This window comes from Steroidobacter gossypii, assembly GCF_016801985.1.
Classification (GTDB): Bacteria; Pseudomonadota; Gammaproteobacteria; order Steroidobacterales; family Steroidobacteraceae; genus Steroidobacter; species Steroidobacter gossypii.
The window spans coordinates 1,106,222-1,127,076 of record NZ_JAEVLS010000001.1; the positions used below are offsets into that span (position 1 = coordinate 1,106,222).

Below are 20,855 nucleotides of genomic sequence, written 5' to 3' on the forward strand. Positions count from 1 at the left end.
AGTCTTCCCCGGAGATTACCTACGGTAGCGCAGCGCCCGCCCAAGCTATCTCGCGACGGCAGCGCGAGGCACAATACCTCCTTTGGCAGTCGGGCGGACAAAACAACGAATGCGATTCTTCCGGCGCTCGCTGATCACTTTGGGAGTCGCAGCGACGCTGCCCACAGTGGTGTTCGTTGCCGTCGGCGCGTTTTATTTCCTGCGCGCCGAACGTGCTCGCGTGGAAACCGAGACGCTCGGACGAAGCGAGATCGCGACGCTGCTGGTCGACGGGCGCCTGCGCCGGGACGTGGCCGCGCTCGGGGTGCTGACCAGCTCGGTCGACCTCGCCAAAGGCAACTTCCATGAATTTTATTCACGGGTGCAGCGGGTGATGAAGGCCAATCCCGCCTGGCGCTCGATCGTGTTGATCGATGCCCGGAGCGAGCAGGAGATGTTCGATCTGCGGCGGCCTTTCGGCCCGCCCGTGCCCGTCGCCGAAACTCACGCGGAATCCCTTCAGCAGATTCGCCAGAGGATGGCGCCGGTGGTCGGCTCGGTGACCCCGCCGCCTGAAGCGCTCGCCTGGGTGTATTCACCGGTCGTGACCGATGGCCAGGTGCGTTACGTGCTCGGCGCCGCCATCCTGCCGCAGGTCTTCCAGGATCTTCTGGTCGCAGTAGCCGAGCCGGGCACCACCGCCGCCATCGTGGATAGCGACGGCAGGTTCGTGGCGCGCACCCTCAACTTCGAAACACGCGTGGGCACGCCAGCCACCAGTTTCGTGCGAGCCGCCATCCAAGGCGGCGAGCGGGGCTTTTATCGCGGCACCACGTTCGAAGGGCTGAAGAACTTCACCGCATTTCATACCTCGCCGTGGTCGGATTGGTCGGCGCATCTGGCGGTGGCTTCCGGGGCGATCGACGCACCCACCAGATGGTCGTTCGTGGCGGCCGGGCTGGCGGCGCTCGGGGCTCTAGTGCTTGGCGGCACGCTGATCCTGCTGGTACTGCGCGACATGGCCGAGCGGCGGCGCGCCGAAGAAACATTGCGTCAGTCGCAGAAGATGGAAGCGGTGGGTCAACTGACCGGCGGCATCGCGCACGACTTCAACAACCTGCTGACCGCGGTGATCGGCAATCTGGACATGATCCGCAGCCGCGTGCAGACCGACGAGCGCCTGCGCCGCATGGCGGACAACGCGCTGGAAGCTTCGCGACGTGGCGCCAAGCTCGCTTCGCAACTGCTCGCGTTCTCGCGCAGTCAGCGCATGTCGGTCGGGCCAGTGGATCTGCAGAAGCTGTTCAACGGCATCAGTGGCCTGATCGCACAGTCGGTGGGTCCGGCCGTCGAGGTGCGCATGGAGTTGGATCCCGATGCCCAGATGGTGATGAGCGACGCCAATCAGCTGGAACTGGCCCTGCTCAATCTGGCGGTGAATGCTCGCGACGCCATGCCCAAGGGCGGCAAGCTCGTCGTCACGGCCCGCCGCGTCCAGGGCGTGGACAAACATTTGCCCAAGGGCGACTACGTTCGTTTGTCAGTGACCGATACCGGCGTCGGCATGACTGACCAGGTGCGCGCGCGAGCCATCGAGCCGTTCTTCACCACCAAGCCGGTTGGGCAGGGCACTGGCTTGGGACTGTCGCAAGTCTATGCCGTGACGCGCGAGTCCGGCGGCTCGTTCGAAATCGAAAGCGAGCCCAACCAGGGCACCACCATTCATTTGACGCTGCCGCGGGCAGTCGTCGAATCCGCAGCGCCCGCAGCGCCACCGGCCGCTGAGTTAGCGAAGCCACAACCCGAAGCCACCGGCTCCGCATCCATCCTGGTGGTGGACGACGATCGGCTGGTACGCCGCTTCATACACGAATCGCTGCGCTCGCTGGGTTATGAAGTGCGGGCTGCCGAAGACGGGCACGATGCGCTGAGCATCATGGAGTCGCAACGTTTCGATCTGTTGCTGGCCGACTTCGCCATGCCGCGCATGACCGGCGCCGAGCTGGCCAAGGCGGCACAGCTGAAACAACCCGGCCTGCCGGTGCTGATCGTTTCCGGTTATGCCGACAGCGCCGCGGTGGAAGCGGCGCTGGGATCGGCCCGCCAACTGCGTAAGCCCTTCAACATGGCCGAGCTGGGTGCGGCCGTCGCTGAAATTTTGCGAGCTCGCGTATCGCGCGCTTGAGAGAGTGTCATGCCCTATTCGACTTCAGAATCTGCCGATGCCGTTGTTCTTACGCCGCCCACCGCGCCGAGCGCAGCCGTCATCTGGTTGCATGGGCTCGGCGCGGACGGCTTCGATTTCGTCCCCATCGTCGAGGAGCTGCGCCTGCCGGCGTCGCTGCCGGTGCGATTCATATTTCCTCACGCCAAGCCGCGGCCGGTCACCATCAACAACGGTTTCGTGATGCGCGCCTGGTACGACATCAAAGGCTTCGGCCCCGACCGCCCCGAAGACGACGTCGGCATCCGGGAATCCGAAGCCGTGGTGAAACAATATATCGAGCAACAGATCGCTCAGGGCATCGCGGCGAGCAGAATCGTCATTGCCGGGTTCTCGCAAGGCGGCGCCATCGCTTTTCAGACCGTGCTGCGCTATGAGCAGCGGCTGGCGGGGGTGATGGCGTTGTCCACCTATCTGCCGTTGCGCATGTCAGTTGCCAAAGAAGCCTCGGCGGCCAACCGCGACGTGCCGATTCTGATGTGTCATGGCGTCTACGATCCCGTCGTGCAGTTGCAGATGGGGGAGGCATCGCGCGACGTGTTGCAAGGCCTGGGTTATCGCATCGAGTGGCGCACCTATCCCATGGAACATTCGGTGTGCATGGAAGAAGTGGTCGATATTTCCAAATGGCTGCAGGCGCGGCTGAAGCTGAACGCCTGAGCGGATCGCGCCAGGGAACAATGCGGCGCGCTCTGACGTACCGACTGTGACAGCCTACTCAACAGTCGACAACAAGGCGATGGATATGTACGTCAGCATCGGTCCCCTGGTTGCACTGGTCGCCGGCATTCTGATCCTGATCGTGCCGCGACTGCTGAATTACATCGTCGCCATTTATCTGATCATCATCGGCTTGCTCGGGCTGTTCGGCCCCAGGTTGTAACAGCATTGGGGCGACGCACCGGCTGCACCGGCGCGATCGCCCAGATCGAGTGACTGGCTGCTCGCAGATCAGCTGCGCCTCAGCCCTTTGCCGTCACGCTTGGCGACGCGAATCCGATTGTCCGCCGCGAACGCCGCCTTCACCGCCGCATGCCCAACGTCTTCGACGGCGCGGGCCAACGTGTCCTGATAGCAAGCGTCATACAGCTGCTTCGTGCGCAGATCGCGAACCTCGCTGTACCCGTCGCACACATGGCTGGAAGCGCGCTGCAGGCGGCTGTACAGCTCACGCGCATCGGCTTCCTTGGACAGATCCAGATCGGCGAAGCCGATCACGGTCTTGGCCGAACCTTGCTCCGTAGACAACTCACCGGCTTGAGCGCCGAACGACCAGGCAGCGAGCGCACCGACAGCAACAAAACGCGCGACGCGGATAGTGATGGGGCTGGACATGATCGAGTCTCCTCTAACTTCGCTTTTCGAGTACCGTTCATCTCGCGCTTGAACTTCAAGATGCGAAGGCATTCGACAGGGTTGCAAGCGTCGCGAGATTTTTTCATCGACGTCGATTGGATCGGTCGGCGCGCGTTTGCATTCCTTCCGCTCATCGCGCCGAAGAATCGTCTGGACGTGACGCAACCGGCGCGACCTGTGCGCGTGAAGCGCGCCTTGCGACCGGACGTGCCGGCGGCGCGACGAATGGTTGGCTTGTGATGCGTCGCTTGCTTACAGTGGCGCATGGACCTCGCACAACTGAAACAAAACAGAAACCTGCTGTTCTGGTCTCTGCACCTGCTCGGCTGGAGCGCCTACGGCGTTTCCCAGTACGTGGGCGCGATGCTCTACGGCAAGCCAGTGCACTACGTGCAGTACATCGCCGTGGCGGCGACGGCCGGGTGCATCCTCAGCGCACCGCTGCGCTATATCTGTCGTTGGCTATGGAAACAGCCGCCGGCCACGATGATCGCGGGGGGACTCGCGGCCGCCTACCTGACCGCGTGCGCGCTGCGAGTGATCATGAATTGGTTCTATCACACGCATGTGGACACGGAATGGCCCATCGTGCACACGGCCGAGTACTTCAGTGGGGCACTGAGCTCGACTTACCTGTTGCTCTGCTGGATGGGCCTGTACTTCGGTGTGCGTTATTACGAGTCGCTGCAGACGGAGCGCGTTGCAACGCTGCAGGCCGCGGCCCTGGCGCAGGAAGCACAGCTCAAGATGTTGCGTTATCAGCTCAATCCGCACTTCCTGTTCAACACGCTGAACGCCATTTCCACGCTCATTCTGGACAACCGCAATAGCACCGCCAACAACGCGGTAACCGGCCTGTCGGAGTTCCTCCGTTACACCCTCGATCAGGATCCGATGAAAAAAGTGACCGTGGCGCAGGAGGTCGACGCGCTCAATCTTTATCTGAACATCGAGAAGATGCGTTTCGGACAGCGGCTGCGGCTGAACTTCGCCATCGAGGACGGCGCCAGCCAGATGCTGATGCCCAGCCTGTTATTGCAACCTTTGATCGAGAACGCCATCAAATACGCGGTGTCGCCACGGGAGCAAGGCGGGGAGATCCGCATCGGAGCGCACGTGACCGGGGGTATGCTGCAGCTGGAAGTGGCCGATGACGGGCCGGGCATGGTCGATGCGACCCGTTTGGCCAATGGTCGCGGCGTCGGGATTCGCAATACTCGCGAGCGCCTGCAGGTGTTGTATGGTGGCCGCGGCGCCGTCACTGTCAGCAATACCGATCCCGGCCTGCGCGTGTCGCTGAGCTTCCCGGCGGAGCGCGCCACGACCCCGGCCTGAGCAACGTCATGAGTAATGCCATGACTGACCAACCCATAGATCAACCGATCCGCACCATCATCGTCGATGACGAAGAGCTGGCCCGCCGCGGCATCGAGCTGCGCCTGGCCTCGCACACCGATATCACTATCGTTGCCCAATGCGCGAACGGCCGCGAAGCCCTGGCGGCGCTGGCGCAGCACAAGCCGGATCTGATGTTCCTGGACATTCAGATGCCCGGCCTGTCGGGCTTCGACGTACTGGCCAAGCTGCCGCAGGAATCGCTGCCCATGGTGATCTTCGTCACCGCCTACGACCGTTATGCGCTGGACGCATTCGAGGCCCAGGCCATCGACTACCTGCTCAAACCCATCAACGACCTGCGCTTCAGCCAGGCGCTGGATCGAGTGCGCGGCTACTGGCAACAGAAGAATGCGCTGAGTCAGCGCGAGCAGTTGATGAAGCTGCTGGCGAGCACCCAGGGAGCCGGCTCGGTGGACGAGCAAACGTTGCGGGAATATCTGCACGCGGAACGCCAGCCTCGATACCCGCAGATCCTGCCGATTCGCGACGACGCGGGCACCGTGCGCGTCGACGTGAACACCATCGATTGGATCGATGCTGCCGGGGACTACATGTGCGTGCATGCTGACGGGCGCACCTATGTGCTGCGAGAGACCATGAAGTCGCTCGAGGCCGTGCTCGATCCCAAGCTGTTCCAGCGCGTGCACCGTTCGACCATCGTCAACGTGTCACGCGTGCGGCGGCTGAGGCCGCACACCAACGGGGAATATTTCCTGACGCTCGACGACGGTCAGGAGATCAAGCTCAGCCGCTCTTATCGAGATCGGGTCGATCAACTGCTGCAGCGACGGTAGTCGGACGCACCAGCCACGGGTGCAGGAACACCGCCGCGAGCACGATCGCCACTCCCAGGTAGAAGCTGGGGCTGAGCTCGCGTTGCTCGCCGAGCAGGATGATGGCCATCACGATCGCGTAGACCGGCTCCATATTCAACGCAAGGGTCGCCGAGAACGCGCTGACATGGCGTAGCGCCGCCAGCGATACCGCGAACGGCAGCAGGGTGCAGCCCATCGCCAGCACGACGAGCAGCATCGCATCGCGCGTCTCGGGCAGAACGAACACCGTCTCGGGCGAAAACAGCGCTGAAATCGTAGTGAGCAGCAGCAGGCCGGCGCCCATTTCCAGGCCGGTCACCGCCAGGGTGTCGCTGTGGCCGATGAAACGTTTGTTCAGGCTGGCGAATACAGCGACCAGTAACGAGCCGAGCACGCCGACGACGATGCCCATGCGCATGCTCGTTGGCGTTCCCCCGACCACCAGGATCACGCCGGGAATGGCGACCAGGCCGAATAGCAGTTCGCGCACATCGAAGCGTCGACCGACCAGCAACGGTTCGATGAACGACAGAAACACCGGCGAGAGCGCCAGGCAGGTCGCGGCGACCGAAGCGTTCGACAATCGAATGGATTGATAAAACGCCAGCCAGTGGAGCGCGACCACTACGCCGATGCCGGCGTAGATCGCGATCATCTTCGGTGGCAATGGTTGCAGGCCGCGCCAGAAACGGGGCACCAGCAGCAGCGCGGCGCTGACCAGGACGACGCGCCACCAGACCAGCGCCAGGGTCCCCAGGGAGATCAACTTGCCCAGGATGGCAGTGAATCCCCACAGGATGACGCAGAAATGTATCTGCCAGGTGGCGCGCGAGGCCGCGGACAATCTCAGTACGCCTTGGCCCACACCACTCGTTGCGGACTCGGCTTGCCGGTGAACGGACAGGTGCCGGGCTCGCTCTTGTCCAGCGGGATGCAGCGAACCGTCACGGCCAGGTCGGCTTTGATCTTCTCTTCCACCTGCGAGTCGCCGCTGAAGTGCGTCAATGCGAAGCCAGCGTGAATCGGCGTCGGTGCGTTCTCGGCCACACGCGGCGCGGTGAAGTAGTCGTAGAACTCTTCTTTGCTATCGATACGGCGCGTGAACTGCTCGCGATACTCCAGGGCGCGCGCGTACAAGCCGTCCTGAATCGACTGCAACGTCGTGCTGACCGAAGCAACGAACTCGCCGCGCGGAATGCTTTGCTTGTCCTTCGGCGCGCGATCGCGACGGCCGACGAACAGCGCATCTTTCTCGATGTCGCGCGGACCGACTTCGATGCGCAACGGCACGCCTTTCTTTATCCAGTTCCAGACCTTGTCGCCGCCGCGCTCGTCACGCTCGTCGACGACCACGGCAACGGGTCGATCCGCGAAGCGCTGCGCACGCAGCTCGGCCGCAACCGAGCGGCAGTACTCGATCACTCGCGCGCGATCTTCTTCGGAGCGGTAGATCGGCAGGATCACCACCTGCACCGACGCCAGCTTCGGCGGCAGCACCAGGCCGTCATCGTCGGAATGCGTCATCAGCAAGCCCCCGATCATCCGGGTGGACATGCCCCAGCTGGTGGTCCAGGCATGCTGATGCTGGCCATTCTGATCCAGGAACTCGATGCCGGCGGCCTTGGAGAAGTTCTGGCCGAGGAAATGGCTGGTGCCGGCCTGCAGCGCCTTGCGATCCTGCATCATGGCTTCGATACAGAAGGTCTGCTCGGCGCCCGGGAAGCGCTCGTTGGCGGTCTTCTCGCCGCGAATCACCGGAATCGCCGCCCATTGTTCCGCAAAGGTGGCGTAGACCTCCAGCATGCGCATGGTTTCTTCCACGGCTTCCTGCTTGGTGGCATGGGCGGTGTGGCCTTCCTGCCAGAGGAATTCGGCGGTGCGCAGGAACATGCGAGTGCGCATCTCCCAGCGAACCACGTTGGCCCACTGATTGATCAGCAGCGGCAGGTCGCGGTAGCTCTGCACCCAGCGCGAAAACGCGTCGCCGATGATGGTCTCGGAGGTGGGTCGAACGATCAGTGGCTCTTCCAGCTCGCCGGTCGGCCGCAGCTTGCCGTCCGGGCCGGCTTCGAGGCGGTGGTGCGTGACCACGGCGCATTCCTTGGCGAAGCCCTCCACGTGGGCGGCTTCCTTCTGCATGAACGACAGCGGGATGAACAGCGGGAAGTAGGCGTTCTGATGGCCGGTGGCCTTGAACATCTCGTCCAGCACGCGCTGCATGTTCTCCCACAGGGCATACCCCCACGGCTTGATCACCATGCAGCCGCGTACGGCGGAGTTCTCGGCCAGGTCGGCGCCGCGAATAACCTGCTGATACCACTCGGCATAGTTCTCGTCCCGAGTGGGGGTGATGGCGGTTTTGGCGGCCTTCTGGGCGCCTTGGGCTTGCTGGGGTTTGCTGCTCATGTCTGACAGGCTGAAAAGCGTTCCGGCACGGCGCCGGGAAAGGGCGCGATTACAGCAGATTTTCCGTGTCAGACGAAATGAATGCGCAAAACCCGGCCGGCGGCGGCCGCTGCCCCGGCAAGCCGAGGGTCGACGCGAGAGCGCGGCGGAAGCATCCTAAGCTGGGATATTCGACGTGCCGGAATATAGACACCGGCGCAATCAATGGAGCTCGTCCCTTGAAGTCACTGCGTTCACCTGCCCATGTCCGGCTGCTCGAGGTGCTGCTTGCGGCGCGCGAGAAGGCCGGTTTGACGCAACAGCAGCTGGCCGACCGTCTCGGCAAGCCGCAAAGTTTCATTTCAAAGTATGAAGGCGGCGAGCGGCGCATCGACGTTATCGAGTTCATCGCCATTGCGGATGCACTGGAGATGGATGCGAGTCGTGCGATTCGAGATATCCGTTCGAAATTCCGGGGCTGACTGCGATTCCTACCTGGAGGCTTCCACCACCGGTGCGTATTTACGGAAATGCGCACTCAGCTCCTGCAACTCACGCGCGATTTCCCGGCGCTTCTCCACATCATCGCTTGCCGCGCGTAGCGCTTCGTCAGCTCCGCGGTTGAGTGCTGCAACCGCTTCTCGATTGCGCGGATGCAAGTCATACGCTTTGGCATAGCTCGACAACGCTGTGCTGATCGCATCCGCAAATCCATCGCGCTGATAGAACGTCCAGGCTTCGTTGCCGACTTGCATGGCGGCACGGAAGTCCTGTTGAACCGACGCGGGCAGCTCGTTGAATGGAAGCGCGGGACTGGTTTCCAGGTAGTTTTGGTACCAGAGAAACCCCGCGGTCAACGCCAGCACCGCGCTCGCCGCCAGCGAAGCCTTCTGCAACAACGTGACGCCGCGGAATGCTTTGAGAAACTCGCTCGCGTTCTGCGGCCGATCTTTGCGCTCGAACGACAGACAGCTTTCGATGGCGCGCGCCTGCTTACGCTTCAGCCCTTTCAGCGGTGGCGGTTTGATGCCGAGCTTGCGCGCGTTCGGCGCGCTGTGGCGTTGATACGGATGAAATCCCGTGACGAGCTCGTACGCGATGATGCCAAGCGCATACATGTCATCCACTGGATGCGGATCGATGCCGGCGACCATTTCGTCGGTGGCATAAGCCTCGGTGTATGCGCCGAGCGAGCCGGCATCGAACTCGTCCTTGTTCTCCTCGGTGACCGCGCTCGGCACCGCGCGGGCGATTCCGAAGTCGAGAATCTTCGCGGCGCCATCTTCGGCGATGAACACATTGCCGGGCTTGAGATCGGAATGAACGATGCCTTTGCGGTGCGCGTAGGCCAGTCCTTCAGCGATGCCGCGAACTATAGGCATTGCGACTTCCGCGCTGTTGCCCTTGCCGCGGCTCTCGCGAACGATGGCGTCCAGCGAGCGACCTTTGAGCAGCTCCATGGTCATGTAGACCGTGTCGCCGTCGCGATCGAAGTCGAACACCGTGACTACGTTCGGATGCGCCAATGTTTGTGCTTTTCGGGCTTCGCGTTGCAGCGCCATGAATGACAGCGGATGCCGCGCGAACTCGGCGTTCAGGACTTTGAGCGCCACGTGCGGATTGGGATCGCGCGCTTCGAGCTTGCGACCGTCGACGGCGCTGAACACCAGGCCCATGCCGCCCTTGCCCAGCAATTGCTCCAGCACAAAGCGTTGCTTGATCACCGCGCCGGGCGCCAAGGCCACCGGGTGATGTGCTTCCTGCTCGGTCCAATGGCTCGATCGTTGCTCGGGTACGCGCTCGGGCGCCTGGAGCGTAGGTGCAGAAGCGGCGTTCAGATCTTGGATCGGCCGGCCAGCTTTGAGTGTCGGCGCCGCAGCCTCCGGCTCCGGACGCACTAACGTACGCAGCTCAGTACCGGAACGTTGCAAGGTCCCGTCGGTTGCGGCTGCGGAGCGCAACCTGGTTTGTTCTTCTTCCGTGGGTTTCATACCGCCCCGGCCCGGCCGATCATCGGGCTTCCACAATCACCACTGTTACGTTGTCACGCGCGCCCGCTCGTAGCGTGGCATCGATCAGCGCACGGGCGCTGGACTGCACATCTCCGGTGGACAGAGCTGCCGCGATCTGCGCGTCATTCAACTCGCGCGTGAGTCCATCGGAGCACAGCAGATAACGATCGCCTACTCGCACCCTATCCTTGCGAATGTCCAGAGTCAGCGCACTTTCTCCGCCCACCGCGCGGGTGATGGCATGGTCGGCTTCTTCATCGGCCTGTTGAAGGTTCAGCTCGGCGGCCCAGGTATGGTCGGTGGTCAGCTGGCTCAGCTGGCCCTGACGCCAGCGATACACCCGACTGTCGCCGGCCCACAGCATCGCGCACTCGTCGCGCCGGGCCACCATGACAACCACCGTGCTGCCGCTGACGATGGGATTGATCGGTCGGATCGAGGCTTCGTACAAGCGCCGGTTCACTTCGCTCATGCGCTGACGGATCACGCTGACCGCCTGGTCGAGCGAGCCTTCGGCGCTCAAGCGCTGCAGGCCCTGGCAGACCATGCGACTGGCGACGTCGCCATCGCGATAGCCGCCCATGCCGTCGGCCACGGCCCAGACGCCTACCTCGCCAAGCTCGACGAACGCATCCTGATTGGTGGGCCGCAGCCGCCCCACATCGGTCAGACCTGCGGATACGAAAACCGGGGCCTGCCTGTCCAACACCTGCAATGTTTCATCCATGAATGACTATCCTGCCGGGCGGCTGGCTTTGTTCAGCCGCTCCAGATGTTCCTCGTAAGCGCGGGCGAACGCATCCCCGAACAGGGTGCGAAAGCCCGTTTCGGCATCCTTGACCAGCTCGCCGTACTTGTCACGGTACAGATCCCAATAACGCAACTTGGCCGGCACCCCCAGGATCGAGCCTTTCATCTGGCGATCGAACTCCTCCTGCATGCGCTGCGGATCGAACTGCGCCAGCATGGACTCGAACGCCAGGCGCATCGCGGCCAGGAACGCCGCCTGGTGATCGCGCACATCCCGAAACGCATCCTCCATGGCGCCGTCCGGCGATAGGTAGGCGGAATTGCGCTTGACCAGCAGGTTATGAAACGCGTCGTCGACGTTGGCCGAGAACTTCAGGGGATTGTTGTCGGTGGGCTTGAAGCTGGTGCCCCGCATGCGCATGTCGTCTTTCATACGCTCGCGGGTACGCAATGCTTCCATGACGCCGCCCACCGAAATGCGCAGCATCTCGCCTAGAGTGCGCGCAATTTCGCTGCTCGGGTCGAGGCCTTCGATGCCCGCCGCTGCCAACAGTGTTTGCAGCTGAGAGTCGGCGGCGGCTGACGCGCGTGGTTCCGATCGCTGGATTGGCTCCAGTTTGGTGCGGACCGCGGGAATATTCGGAACGGCTTTGGGTGGAGGCGGCGCTGGCCGTCGCGCCTCCGGACGTGGCAGTGGAACGGCGACCGTGGACTTCACAACCTCGGGCTTGAGGCGCGCAGTCGCCGGTTTCCTGGGCGACATGTCCGCGACTCCGTACCATTCGGTACCGGCATCGTCCTCATCCAGTTCCTCGTCGGCCTGCTCTTGGTCATCATCGTCGGCTGGCACGGGCAAGTCCTGGGCAACCGTGCTGTCGTCCTTGTTCAGCACGACCGGTTTGAGCACGGCCAGGTTTTCGGTTCTGTCGTCGGCGGCGACTGGTGTGGGCGCGGCCGCGCGGGGAACGGCGGCGGTCAGCTTCGGGCTGCTGCTCTTCAAGCCGCCGAACGGATCGTTGCGACGCTCGGGATCAGCATCGTTCTGGATGGAAACATTGATCTGGTAGGCGTCGATGTACAGCAAATCGCCATCGCGCAATTGCTGCGGTTGCCCACGCGTCAGCCGCTGGTCCGGAGAATTGATGAACACGCCGTTGGTGCTGGTGTCCTCGACGAAAAACTTGCCGTTGACGTAGCGGATCAGCGCATGCCGACCGGATACATACGGATCGGGAAACACCCAGTCGTTGTCCGGCAGCCGGCCGATGGTGCCGCCGATGGCCTTGAAGGCCTTGCGCGCGCCAGCGCCCATTTCCTGAGCCTGCGGGCCGGTGACTTCCAAGGTGAGAATCATGCCAATCCGCCAGTCCCAGATCGCCAGTCGATGAATGCCCAATGCGGGAATACTATTCTCATCGTGCCGTCTCCGCGGCCCGTCCCGGAACGTACCGGTCCGGCATTACACCAGCGAAAGCTAGCATCGCAGTATCGGCCAGAGGTCTGCAAGAATGACGCGCATCCGCCCGCACTCCCCCGACAAAACAATCGCTTCCCCGCTCGCCGCGCTCATGCAGCGCTGCGCACGCCGCTTTCCCGGCCTGCTATTCGGCATCGCCTGGCTGTGGATGGGCCAGGCCGCGCACGCCGCCGAGCCGCAGGTGACGGAAGGATTCATCAACGCGGCAACGCCTGAAGTGTGGCGCATCTTCACCACCGCCGAAGGTTACAAACAGATGGGGGTGGCGCACGCCGAGGTCGATCTGAAGATCGGCGGGACCATTCGCACCCATTACGATCCCAAGGGACAGCTGGGCGACCCCAGAACTATCGTCAACGAAATCCTGGCCTATGAGCCGGAGCGCATGCTGGCCACGCGCGTCAAGCAGGCTCCGGCGGACTTCCCCTATCCGGACGCGATCGCCGGCACCTGGAATGTGATTTATCTGACCCCGGCTGGGGACAACATGACCCAGGTACGCATCATCGGCCTGGGCTACACCGACGAGCCGCAGTCGGTGGCGATGCGCAAGTTCTTCGCCGAGGGCAACCGCTGGACCCTGGACCACATCGCCAAGGGCTACTGGCCGAAGTGCGCCAAGTGCGTGGCGGATGAGGCCGCCGCCGAGGCCGCGCGCTAGATCGACGCCACCCGGGTACATGGATGTGCCCCGCGCCGCAGGCGGCGGGACGCAAAGTCGCGTCTTTTGCCGGCCCGCACGAGGGTCGTCGCAGGATGCCCGCTCCCGAGCATCAATTAAGTGTGATGTGGGTCTCGTTACTGTTGGATTTTGCGGACTCGGGCGACATATTCGCCGACACCTTTGGGTTACCCTCCGGCCGCGTTATGGCAATCGGGCAGCCGGATGGACCGCAAGTACATCGAGAGTGAGCACATCGTCGATCGCTATCTGTCCGGCGATCTGACGGTGCGCGAAGCGCGCGACTTCGAAAAATTCTGTCTCGACAATCCCGCCTACCTGCAGGCGCTGCCGATTCCGGTGCGCTTGAAAACGCGGCTGGCGCGCCGGCCCGTGGAGGGCAGCGAAACCGGCGTGTTCGAAGCCATTCCCTCCAGCACCACGCGGGCTGCGCTGGAAGTGGTCGAGGACGAGGACTTCGATCCGGATGAACCCGATGAAGAGCCGCGCTGGAAGAACCTCGGCGCCGGCCTCAATCGGGTGGTGGTGCTGACGCTGCTGGTCGGGTTGGCCGGTGCGATCGCCGCCGCCGTGGTGTTCAAACTGCAGGCCAGCTCGCTGGCCGAACAGCTGCAGGATACGGCCCAGGAAATGACGGCCACGCAGCTGCAGCCGCCCGGCAGCGTGCAGCGTTACAAGCTGCAAATGGTGAAAGCCAAGCCCTCGCAGCCCACCTTCGCGCTAGGCTGGCTGACGCCGCCCCAACTGCTCGACATCAGCATCGATGCTTCGGAAGGCCGGATCACTCAGTATCAGATCACCATCGACAAGAGCGATGGCGTAAGAGTGATGCAGATCAAGCGCATCATGCGCGACTCCAACAAGGAAGTGCGCTTCACCCTGAACTCGTCCGCGTTCGGCCCCGGCAACTATCTCGTCAAGGTCGATGGCTATAACTGGCGCGGCCAGACTCAGGAAGTGGGTTGGATGATGCTCGGGCTGGAGTAGGCATCATCCGCCGCGGAGCGTGGCGACCGGCGGGTGATTCACGACCGAACGGGTCGCCAGCGTACCGCTGATGCCGACCAGCGCCGCGCCCGCTACCAGACCCACGACCCACACAGTGATGTCGAACGTGTAGTCGAGATTGAACAGCCTGGTCGCGAGGAAATATCCCGCTGCAGTCGCGCCAATGGCGGCGAGCGTGCCCGACAAGAGTCCGAGCGTCGTGAATTCCGCAGCCACTCCTTGCAATACGACGCGCCGGCTCGCACCCAGTGTTCTCAACATCGCGCTCTCATAACGTCGCTCGTCGCGAGTTGCCTGGATCGCGGCCAGCAGCACGGTGACGCCGGCCAGCAGGGTAAAACCGAAAACATACTGCACAGCCAGCGAAGCCTTATCCATCACACCGCGCACCTGGGTGAGAATCGCCTCGAGATCGATGGCCGTGACCTCCGGGAACTTGCGCACGAAGTCCAGCAACAACGGCCGCTGCTCGCGAGGAATGTGCACACTGGTGATGTAAGTGCCGGTGCTGTCGTTCAACGTGCCCGGCGAGAACACCATGAAAAAGTTGGGCCGGAACGAGTCCCATTGGACTTCACGGAAGCTGCTGACCTTGGCGGTGATGATTTCGCCAGCCACGTCGTAGGTGATCTCGTCGCCGATCTTCAGATCGAGCGCCTCGGCCAGCTCGATCTCCACCGACACGCGCGGGCCGCCGCCATCGTTGGCATTCCACCATTCGCCGGCCACCAGTTTGTTGTCCTCCTGCATGGTGTCGGCCCAGGTGAGATTGGCTTCGCGATCCAGGAAATCGCGACCGCGATCGCTCTGCAGGCTCAACTCGCCGGCCGGAGTGCCGCCGATCTTCACCAGCCGCGCGCGAATCATCGGCACCAGCTGCGGCGGCGTCACCGCATGCTCGGCGAAGAACTCACGAATCTGCCCGGTCTGGTCCGGACGGATATTGATCATGAAATGATTCGGGGCGTTCTCCGGCAGGCTGGCGCGCCATTCCTGCATGAGATCGTTGCGGACCACGGCCAGCAACAGCAACACCATCAGCCCAAGGCCGAATGCGACGATCTGAATGACACTGTCACGACCGCGACGCGCGATGTTCGCCATGCCGTAGCGCCATGACACGCCAACGCTGCCGCGCAGGCTGCTCAAGGCGCGCACCAGGACCCAGCCTGCCAGCATCAGCACTGCGAAAGTCGCGAACGTGCCGCCGAATACATACAACAGCAGATCCGCATCGCGAACCAGCCAGCCGAGCAGAGCGATCAATGCCGCGAGAGCGGTTCCATAAACGGTGACGTACTTCAGCGGTGGCGGCTCCAGATTTCGACGCAGCACGCGCGCCGGGGGGACATAGCGCAGCTGTAACAAGGGCGGCAGCGCGAAGCCGATCAGAATGAGCACGGCAGTGACGATGCCCAAGCCGCCAGCACTCCACGATGGCGAAGGCAATTCGCCGCGGACCAGATCTTTCAGCAGAAATGCAATGCCTTCCTGCGCGGCGTATCCGATCGCCGCGCCGATCACGCCAGCGAGCAAGCCAATCATCAGCAACTCGAGCACGCTGATCGCCAGCACCAGTCGTTGGGGTGCGCCCATGCTTTTCATCAGCGCGACTGTGTCGAGATGTCGAGCGACGTAGCGACGTGCGGAGATAGCCACCGCGATGGCGGCCAGCAAGATGGTCACGAGCGCCGCCAGATTCAAAAATCGGCCGGCGCGATCGATCGCGGAACGGATTTGCGGGCTGGCGTCGGCGAGATCGACGATGCGCTGGCCCGGCTTTTTGATGGCAGTGAGCCGTTCCTTGAAAGCCGCGATTGCCTGCTGCTCGCCCGCGAATAGCGCGTAGTGAGAGATGCGGCTGCCCTGCTGTGCCAGACCGGTGGCGGGCACTTCGTCGAGACGCATCAGCAAGGTGGGCGCGAGATCGACGAACTGCGAACCTTGATCGGGCCGATAGTCGAGCACGCGCGTGGCGGTCAGCTCGGCGGAGCCGACGCGAATCGTGTCGCCCACTTTGGCGCCCAGCTGCGCGAACAGGCGCGCTTCCAGCCACGCTTCGCCGGGGCCGGGGATGGTTTGTGTCTCCTGCGCCGGCCCGAATGGCACGTCGGCCACTTTGAGTCGCCCGCGCAAAGGGTACGTTTCCGATACGGCGCGAATGGCCGTCAGCGCACTGTCATCGCCGTTGAATACGACGCTCGGGAAATTGGACAGCTCGGCGGTTCGCAGGCCGGCATCCTTGGCCATCTGGAAATATTCAGGATCCAGCGGGGAACGTGACTGCAGGCGCAGATCGGCAGCAAGCACTTCGCCCGCCTGTTGATCGACTGCGAGACTGACACGACTGGTGAAAAAGCCGACTGCCGTCAAGGCGGAAACCGCGACCAGCAATGCGAGCATCAAAACTCGCAGCTCGCCGGATTTTCCGTCGCGCGCCAGCGCGAGAAGAGCTAGCCGTAGTGCTTTCATGCGGCAACCTTTCCGGCGTCAATGCGAATCGTGCGTCCGCATCGCTGCGCAATCGCGTTGTCGTGAGTGACCATCACTAGGGTGGTCTGCGTGGCGCGGTTCAGTTCGAACAGCAATTCGATGATGCGCTCGCCGGTGACGGAATCGAGATTGCCGGTGGGCTCATCGGCGAACAACAACGCCGGCCGCGTAACGAATGCTCGTGCAATTGCGACACGCTGCTGCTCGCCGCCAGAAAGTTGGCGCGGATAATGTTCGAGCCGCGGCGCCAAGCCCACTTTCGCCAGCACTTCGGCCGCCGCGTCACGCGCGCCCGGTTTGCCCGCCAGTTCCAGCGGCAGCATGACGTTTTCGATCGCAGTGAGCGAGGGCACCAGATGGAAACTCTGGAACACGAAACCGACGTGCTTGGCGCGCACCGCGGCGCGGCCATCTTCATCCAGCGCGGTGAGCTCCGAACCGTTCAGCCAGATGCGGCCCTCGCTCGGCTCGTCCAATCCGGCAAGCAACGCCAGCAACGTGGACTTGCCGGCACCCGAGGCGCCGATGATGGCCACGGTCTCACCTGCGTGAATGCTCAGATCGACCGCGGCCAGGATGGTCAGCGTTCCCTCCGGACTGCTAACCTGCTTGCTGATTTTTTCGGCTTTGAGGACCGTTGGCGCAATGCTCATGTCGAGGTCTGGATCTGGATCGTTGGGCAAGTGGGTGCGGGCGCTGGACGCCGCAGTTTGTCAGCGCACACTTAGCGGAAACTTACGCGCAGCTGTCACGATCGGTTTCAGCTGGGTGCTGCTGAGCCTGGGACTGGCGCTGTCGGCAGCCACTCATGCCGCCAGCACGCCCAACACCATCCTGGTGCTCGGTGACAGCCTGAGCGCCGGTTTTGGCGTCAAAGTGGATGCCACCTGGGTGGCCTTGCTGGAACAGCGACTGGCCAGGCAAGGGTACGGGTACCGCGTAGTGAATGCCAGTATCAGCGGCGAAACCACCGGCGGTGCGCGCGGCCGGCTGCCGCGCGCGCTGGAACTGCACAAGCCGGCGGTGGTGGTGCTGGAACTGGGCGGCAACGATGGCCTGCGCGGCCTGCCGATCAAACAGGTGCGGAGCAATTTCGAGTACATGATCGAAAAGTCTCGGGCGGCCCAGGCCCAGGTGGTGCTGGTGGGCATGCGCATGCCGCCGAACTACGGACCCGAATATGCCAACTCGTTCCACGCGCTGTACGGCGAGCTGGCGAAAAAATACGACCTGCCGCTGGTCGATTTCTTTCTGGACGGCGTGGCGCTGGATGACACGCTGATGCAGGACGACGGCATCCATCCCAACGCCGCCGCCCAACCCAAATTGCTGGACAATCTGTGGCCGGCACTGAGCAAGGTACTCAAAAAATGAACGCAAGACCGCAGGAGGCGTCGATGTCCAGCAATCACACGGGCAAGCCGTGGTTGAAGAGCTATCCCGCCGGCGTGCCGGAGCTGATCAATCCGGAGCAGTACCGCTCCACGGTCGAGCTCCTCGACGGCGCCTGCGCCAAGTTCGCCGACAAGCCGGCCTTCACCAGCATGGGCCGGACCATCACGTTCGCGGAGTACGAGCGGCTGGCTCGCGATTTCGCGGCGTATCTGCAGAGCATCCTGCATCTGCAGAAGGGCGATCGCATCGCCATCATGATGCCCAACGTGTTGCAGTATCCGATCGCGCTGTACGGCGCCCTGCGAGCGGGGCTGACGGTGGTCAACACGAATCCGCTGTACACGGCCCGCGAGCTGGAGCATCAGCTCACCGATTCGGGCGCCAAGGCCATCATCATCCTGGAGAACTTCGCGCGTACGCTCGAAGAAGTCATCCATAAGACTCAGCTGGAGCATGTGATCGTCACCGGCGTGGGCGATCAGCTGGGCTTTCCGAAATCGGCGCTGGTCAACCTGGTGCTGCGCCATGTGCGCAAGCAGGTGCCGAGCTTCGATCTGCCGAGCGCGGTGCGCTTCAACAAGGCGCTGCAGCTCGGTCACTTCGAAACATTCACCCCGGTGTCGCTGGACCATGAAGACATCGCATTCCTGCAGTACACGGGCGGCACCACGGGCGTGGCCAAGGGCGCGATGCTGACGCATCGGAATATCGTGGCCAACGTGCTGCAGGCGGAGTCCTGGATCGGCACGTCGGCAACGGTGGGACAGGACACCATCATCACTGCCCTGCCGCTGTATCACATTTTCGCGCTCACCGGGAATTGGGTGGTGTTCGCGAAGCTGGGTGCGCACAACGTGCTCATCGTGAATCCGCGGGACTTCCCGGCGTTCGTCGGGGAGCTCAAGAAACATCGGTTCACTTACATCAGCGGTGTGAACACGCTGTTCAATGCGCTGCTCAATACACCGGGCTTCAGCGAGATCGATTTCAGCGCGCTGCGGATTACACTCGGCGGTGGCATGGCGGTGCAGGCGCCGGTGGCCGAACAATGGAAGAAGGTGACGGGTTGCGTGGTGACGCAAGCGTGGGGTTTGACCGAAACGTCGCCCGCAGCTTGCATCAATCCTTTCGGCGAGGACTTCAACAATTCCATCGGGCTGCCTATTTCGTCTACGGAGATCAGCATCCGTGACGATGAGGGCAACGATCTGGGCATCGACAAGGTGGGCGAGATTTGTATTCGCGGCCCGCAGGTGATGCGAGGCTATTGGAATCGCCCGGACGAGACGGCCAAAGTGATGCTCGGCGACTGGCTGCGCACCGGCGACATCGGGCGGATAGACGCCAAGGGCTATGTGTTCATCGAGGATCGCAAGAAAGACATGATCCTCGTGTCGGGCTTCAACGTGTACCCCAACGAGATCGAGAGCGTGATGGCTGCGCATCCCGGCGTGCTCGAAGTTGCCGCCGTGGCGCAGCCTGATGAGCGCTCCGGTGAAGTCGTCGCGCTATTCGTCGTGAAGAAAGATCCGTCGCTCACCGAACAGCAGCTCATCGATTTCGCGCGTCAGCAACTCACCGGTTACAAGGTGCCCCGGCATGTTCACTTCCGCAATGAGCTGCCAAAGACCAACGTCGGCAAGATTCTCCGCCGCGCGTTGCGCGATGAGCTGAAGGGGAAATAGCTCGGCTGCTCTCAACTGCCGGGAGGAGGTCTCTCGTCCCGGCACGGGTGCTAGCGCTGGACGTGATATTGCGGGCTCAGCTCGTGGACGGCGGCGATCATGGCGCCAGCGTGTTCGGGCGGGATGGCGGGGTGAATGCCGTGGCCCAGGTTGAAGACGTGGCCATGGCCTTGGCCGTAGCTGGCGAGCACGCGAGCGACTTCTTCACGGATGCGTTCCGGTGCGGCGTAGAGGCAGTTCGGATCGAGATTGCCTTGCAAAGCGACGCGGTCGTTGACGAGGCGGCGGGCGTCCGCCAGGTCGGTGGTCCAATCCACACCGAGGGCGTCGCAGCCCGTTTGTGACATCACCGCAAGCTGCGCGCCCGCGCCCTTGGTGAAAAGAATCACTGGCACGCGACGGCCCTCAGCCTCGCGCGTCAAACCATCGACGATGTATCGCATGTAATGCAAGGAAAACTCCCGATACTGCGTGGGCGTGAGCACGCCGCCCCACGTATCGAAAATCATCACCGCCTGCGCGCCAGCAGCGATCTGCGCATTCAGATACGCGCGAGTCGAGTCCGCCAGCACTTGTAACAACGCGCACAAGGTTGCCGGCTCGTTGTACATCATCGTCTTGATCTTCGAGAACTCGCGCGAGCTGCCGCCTTCGACGACATAGGTGCCCACCGTCCAGGGACTACCAGCGAAGCCGATCAGCGGCACGCGTCCCTTCAACTCGCGACGGATCAAACTCACCGCGTCGATCACATAGCGCAACTCGACATTCGGATCGGGCACGCCAAGCCTATCGACATCTGCCTTGGACCGCACCGGCCGCTCGATTCGCGGCCCTTCGCCTGTCTCGAACTGCAGTCCGAGGCCCAAGGCGTGCGGGATGGTGAGGATGTCGGAGAACAGAATCGCCGCGTCCAACGGATACCGGTTCAGCGGCTGCAAAGTGACTTCACAGGCCAGCTCCGGCGTCATGCACAATTTCAAGAAACTCCCCGCCCGCTCCCGGGTAGCGCGGTACTCCGGCAGATACCGCCCTGCCTGTCTCATCATCCACACAGGAGTGCGCTCCACCGGCTGCCGCAACAGGGCGCGCAGGAGCAGATCGTTGGTCAGGGCGGGGCGGGCGGGCGTAGTCATGGCGCGACTTTAGCAGCTCTGCGCGGCGCTTTCGCCTGACGCGCCACCTCGACCAAACAC

Annotated in this window: 20 protein-coding genes; 11 read left to right on the forward strand and 9 right to left on the reverse strand. The window is 62.9% G+C overall.

The window, feature by feature from the left end:
- Nucleotides 1-109: 109 nt before the first annotated feature.
- The 3 genes from JM946_RS04740 to JM946_RS04750 all read left to right on the forward strand — a co-directional run bounded on the left by JM946_RS04740 (nt 110) and on the right by JM946_RS04750 (nt 3,086).
- Entirely contained in the window at nt 110-2,164 is a 2,055-nt protein-coding gene (locus tag JM946_RS04740; RefSeq protein ID WP_203165983.1) for a response regulator, read from the forward strand.
- Nucleotides 2,165-2,173: 9 nt separating this feature from the next.
- A complete protein-coding gene (locus JM946_RS04745; RefSeq protein ID WP_203165984.1) occupies nt 2,174-2,863 on the forward strand; it encodes an alpha/beta hydrolase in 690 nt (229 codons plus the stop codon).
- 79 nt (nt 2,864-2,942) lie between these two features.
- The gene (locus JM946_RS04750) at nt 2,943-3,086 is read left to right on the forward strand and encodes a DUF3096 domain-containing protein (protein ID WP_203166552.1); all 144 of its coding nucleotides are present in this window, start codon (nt 2,943-2,945) and stop codon (nt 3,084-3,086) included.
- 68 nt (nt 3,087-3,154) lie between these two features.
- Here the strand turns inward: JM946_RS04750 and JM946_RS04755 are convergent, their stop codons facing one another.
- A complete protein-coding gene (locus JM946_RS04755; RefSeq protein ID WP_203165985.1) occupies nt 3,155-3,538 on the reverse strand; it encodes a UrcA family protein in 384 nt (127 codons plus the stop codon).
- A gap of 60 nt (nt 3,539-3,598) precedes the next feature.
- Between JM946_RS04755 and JM946_RS04760 the strand changes: the two genes are divergently transcribed.
- From JM946_RS04760 to JM946_RS04770, 3 genes are read left to right on the forward strand one after another with little or no spacing between them, the layout of a single operon-like run.
- Nucleotides 3,599-3,799, forward strand: a complete 201-nt coding sequence (locus JM946_RS04760; RefSeq protein WP_203165986.1) for a hypothetical protein — start codon at nt 3,599-3,601, stop codon at nt 3,797-3,799.
- 24 nt (nt 3,800-3,823) lie between these two features.
- Entirely contained in the window at nt 3,824-4,894 is a 1,071-nt protein-coding gene (locus tag JM946_RS04765) for a sensor histidine kinase (RefSeq protein ID WP_203165987.1), read from the forward strand.
- A gap of 20 nt (nt 4,895-4,914) precedes the next feature.
- Nucleotides 4,915-5,751, forward strand: a complete 837-nt coding sequence (locus JM946_RS04770; RefSeq protein WP_203165988.1) for a LytR/AlgR family response regulator transcription factor — start codon at nt 4,915-4,917, stop codon at nt 5,749-5,751.
- Here JM946_RS04770 and JM946_RS04775 read toward each other — a convergent pair.
- Nucleotides 5,702-6,616: an EamA family transporter gene (locus tag JM946_RS04775; RefSeq protein WP_203165989.1), complete on the reverse strand. Its 915-nt coding sequence runs from the start codon at nt 6,614-6,616 to the stop codon at nt 5,702-5,704. The two genes, JM946_RS04770 and JM946_RS04775, sit on opposite strands and share 50 nt — an antisense overlap.
- A gap of 2 nt (nt 6,617-6,618) precedes the next feature.
- Nucleotides 6,619-8,178 (reverse strand): proline--tRNA ligase, encoded by a 1,560-nt coding sequence (gene proS, locus JM946_RS04780; RefSeq protein ID WP_203165990.1) that lies wholly within the window; start codon nt 8,176-8,178, stop codon nt 6,619-6,621.
- Between the two features lie 218 nt (nt 8,179-8,396).
- On the opposite strand from proS, the gene JM946_RS04785 reads away from it, so the two are divergent.
- On the forward strand, nt 8,397-8,639 hold the full coding sequence (locus JM946_RS04785; RefSeq protein WP_203165991.1) for a helix-turn-helix domain-containing protein: 243 nt from the start codon (nt 8,397-8,399) through the stop codon (nt 8,637-8,639).
- 9 nt (nt 8,640-8,648) lie between these two features.
- Here the strand turns inward: JM946_RS04785 and JM946_RS04790 are convergent, their stop codons facing one another.
- Genes JM946_RS04790 through tagH form a run of 3 tightly spaced genes read right to left on the reverse strand, consistent with a single transcriptional unit; the run spans nt 8,649 to nt 12,315 of the window.
- Nucleotides 8,649-10,148 (reverse strand): serine/threonine-protein kinase, encoded by a 1,500-nt coding sequence (locus JM946_RS04790; protein WP_203165992.1) that lies wholly within the window; start codon nt 10,146-10,148, stop codon nt 8,649-8,651.
- A gap of 19 nt (nt 10,149-10,167) precedes the next feature.
- The gene (locus JM946_RS04795) at nt 10,168-10,896 is read right to left on the reverse strand and encodes a PP2C family protein-serine/threonine phosphatase (protein ID WP_203165993.1); all 729 of its coding nucleotides are present in this window, start codon (nt 10,894-10,896) and stop codon (nt 10,168-10,170) included.
- Between the two features lie 6 nt (nt 10,897-10,902).
- Nucleotides 10,903-12,315 (reverse strand): type VI secretion system-associated FHA domain protein TagH, encoded by a 1,413-nt coding sequence (gene tagH, locus JM946_RS04800; RefSeq protein WP_203165994.1) that lies wholly within the window; start codon nt 12,313-12,315, stop codon nt 10,903-10,905.
- A 112-nt stretch (nt 12,316-12,427) separates the two neighbouring features.
- On the opposite strand from tagH, the gene JM946_RS04805 reads away from it, so the two are divergent.
- Complete coding sequence (locus tag JM946_RS04805) at nt 12,428-13,057, forward strand: SRPBCC family protein (RefSeq protein ID WP_203165995.1); 630 nt, start codon at nt 12,428-12,430, stop codon at nt 13,055-13,057.
- Nucleotides 13,058-13,282: 225 nt separating this feature from the next.
- On the forward strand, nt 13,283-14,065 hold the full coding sequence (locus JM946_RS04810; RefSeq protein WP_203165996.1) for a hypothetical protein: 783 nt from the start codon (nt 13,283-13,285) through the stop codon (nt 14,063-14,065).
- A gap of 3 nt (nt 14,066-14,068) precedes the next feature.
- Here the strand turns inward: JM946_RS04810 and JM946_RS04815 are convergent, their stop codons facing one another.
- Both JM946_RS04815 and JM946_RS04820 read right to left on the reverse strand, forming a co-directional pair.
- Nucleotides 14,069-16,558 (reverse strand): ABC transporter permease, encoded by a 2,490-nt coding sequence (locus JM946_RS04815; RefSeq protein ID WP_203165997.1) that lies wholly within the window; start codon nt 16,556-16,558, stop codon nt 14,069-14,071.
- On the reverse strand, nt 16,555-17,226 hold the full coding sequence (locus JM946_RS04820) for an ABC transporter ATP-binding protein (RefSeq protein ID WP_203166553.1): 672 nt from the start codon (nt 17,224-17,226) through the stop codon (nt 16,555-16,557). The genes JM946_RS04815 and JM946_RS04820 overlap by 4 nt, the downstream gene beginning before the upstream one ends.
- Before the next feature lie 4 nt (nt 17,227-17,230).
- Between JM946_RS04820 and JM946_RS04825 the strand changes: the two genes are divergently transcribed.
- Together JM946_RS04825 and JM946_RS04830 are read left to right on the forward strand one after the other, a co-directional pair.
- A complete protein-coding gene (locus JM946_RS04825; protein ID WP_203165998.1) occupies nt 17,231-17,953 on the forward strand; it encodes an arylesterase in 723 nt (240 codons plus the stop codon).
- Nucleotides 17,954-17,976: 23 nt separating this feature from the next.
- On the forward strand, nt 17,977-19,659 hold the full coding sequence (locus JM946_RS04830) for an AMP-binding protein (protein WP_203165999.1): 1,683 nt from the start codon (nt 17,977-17,979) through the stop codon (nt 19,657-19,659).
- Between the two features lie 50 nt (nt 19,660-19,709).
- Here the strand turns inward: JM946_RS04830 and hemE are convergent, their stop codons facing one another.
- On the reverse strand, nt 19,710-20,795 hold the full coding sequence (gene hemE / locus JM946_RS04835; protein ID WP_203166000.1) for a uroporphyrinogen decarboxylase: 1,086 nt from the start codon (nt 20,793-20,795) through the stop codon (nt 19,710-19,712).
- Nucleotides 20,796-20,855: the final 60 nt, after the last annotated feature.

Excerpts from the sequence above, each read along its gene's own strand:
- JM946_RS04740 (WP_203165983.1), top strand. The coding sequence starts at position 110 with ATGCGATTCTTCCGGCGCTCGCTGATCACTTTGGGAGTCGCAGCGACG.
- JM946_RS04745 (WP_203165984.1), top strand. The coding sequence starts at position 2,174 with ATGCCCTATTCGACTTCAGAATCTGCCGATGCCGTTGTTCTTACGCCG.
- JM946_RS04750 (WP_203166552.1), top strand. The coding sequence starts at position 2,943 with ATGGATATGTACGTCAGCATCGGTCCCCTGGTTGCACTGGTCGCCGGC.
- JM946_RS04755 (WP_203165985.1), bottom strand. The coding sequence starts at position 3,538 with ATGTCCAGCCCCATCACTATCCGCGTCGCGCGTTTTGTTGCTGTCGGT.
- JM946_RS04760 (WP_203165986.1), top strand. The coding sequence starts at position 3,599 with ATGCGAAGGCATTCGACAGGGTTGCAAGCGTCGCGAGATTTTTTCATC.
- JM946_RS04765 (WP_203165987.1), top strand. The coding sequence starts at position 3,824 with ATGGACCTCGCACAACTGAAACAAAACAGAAACCTGCTGTTCTGGTCT.
- JM946_RS04770 (WP_203165988.1), top strand. The coding sequence starts at position 4,915 with ATGACTGACCAACCCATAGATCAACCGATCCGCACCATCATCGTCGAT.
- proS (WP_203165990.1), bottom strand. The coding sequence starts at position 8,178 with ATGAGCAGCAAACCCCAGCAAGCCCAAGGCGCCCAGAAGGCCGCCAAA.
- JM946_RS04790 (WP_203165992.1), bottom strand. The coding sequence starts at position 10,148 with ATGAAACCCACGGAAGAAGAACAAACCAGGTTGCGCTCCGCAGCCGCA.
- JM946_RS04795 (WP_203165993.1), bottom strand. The coding sequence starts at position 10,896 with ATGGATGAAACATTGCAGGTGTTGGACAGGCAGGCCCCGGTTTTCGTA.
- JM946_RS04805 (WP_203165995.1), top strand. The coding sequence starts at position 12,428 with ATGACGCGCATCCGCCCGCACTCCCCCGACAAAACAATCGCTTCCCCG.
- JM946_RS04810 (WP_203165996.1), top strand. The coding sequence starts at position 13,283 with ATGGACCGCAAGTACATCGAGAGTGAGCACATCGTCGATCGCTATCTG.
- JM946_RS04815 (WP_203165997.1), bottom strand. The coding sequence starts at position 16,558 with ATGAAAGCACTACGGCTAGCTCTTCTCGCGCTGGCGCGCGACGGAAAA.
- JM946_RS04825 (WP_203165998.1), top strand. The coding sequence starts at position 17,231 with ATGTCGAGGTCTGGATCTGGATCGTTGGGCAAGTGGGTGCGGGCGCTG.
- JM946_RS04830 (WP_203165999.1), top strand. The coding sequence starts at position 17,977 with ATGTCCAGCAATCACACGGGCAAGCCGTGGTTGAAGAGCTATCCCGCC.
- hemE (WP_203166000.1), bottom strand. The coding sequence starts at position 20,795 with ATGACTACGCCCGCCCGCCCCGCCCTGACCAACGATCTGCTCCTGCGC.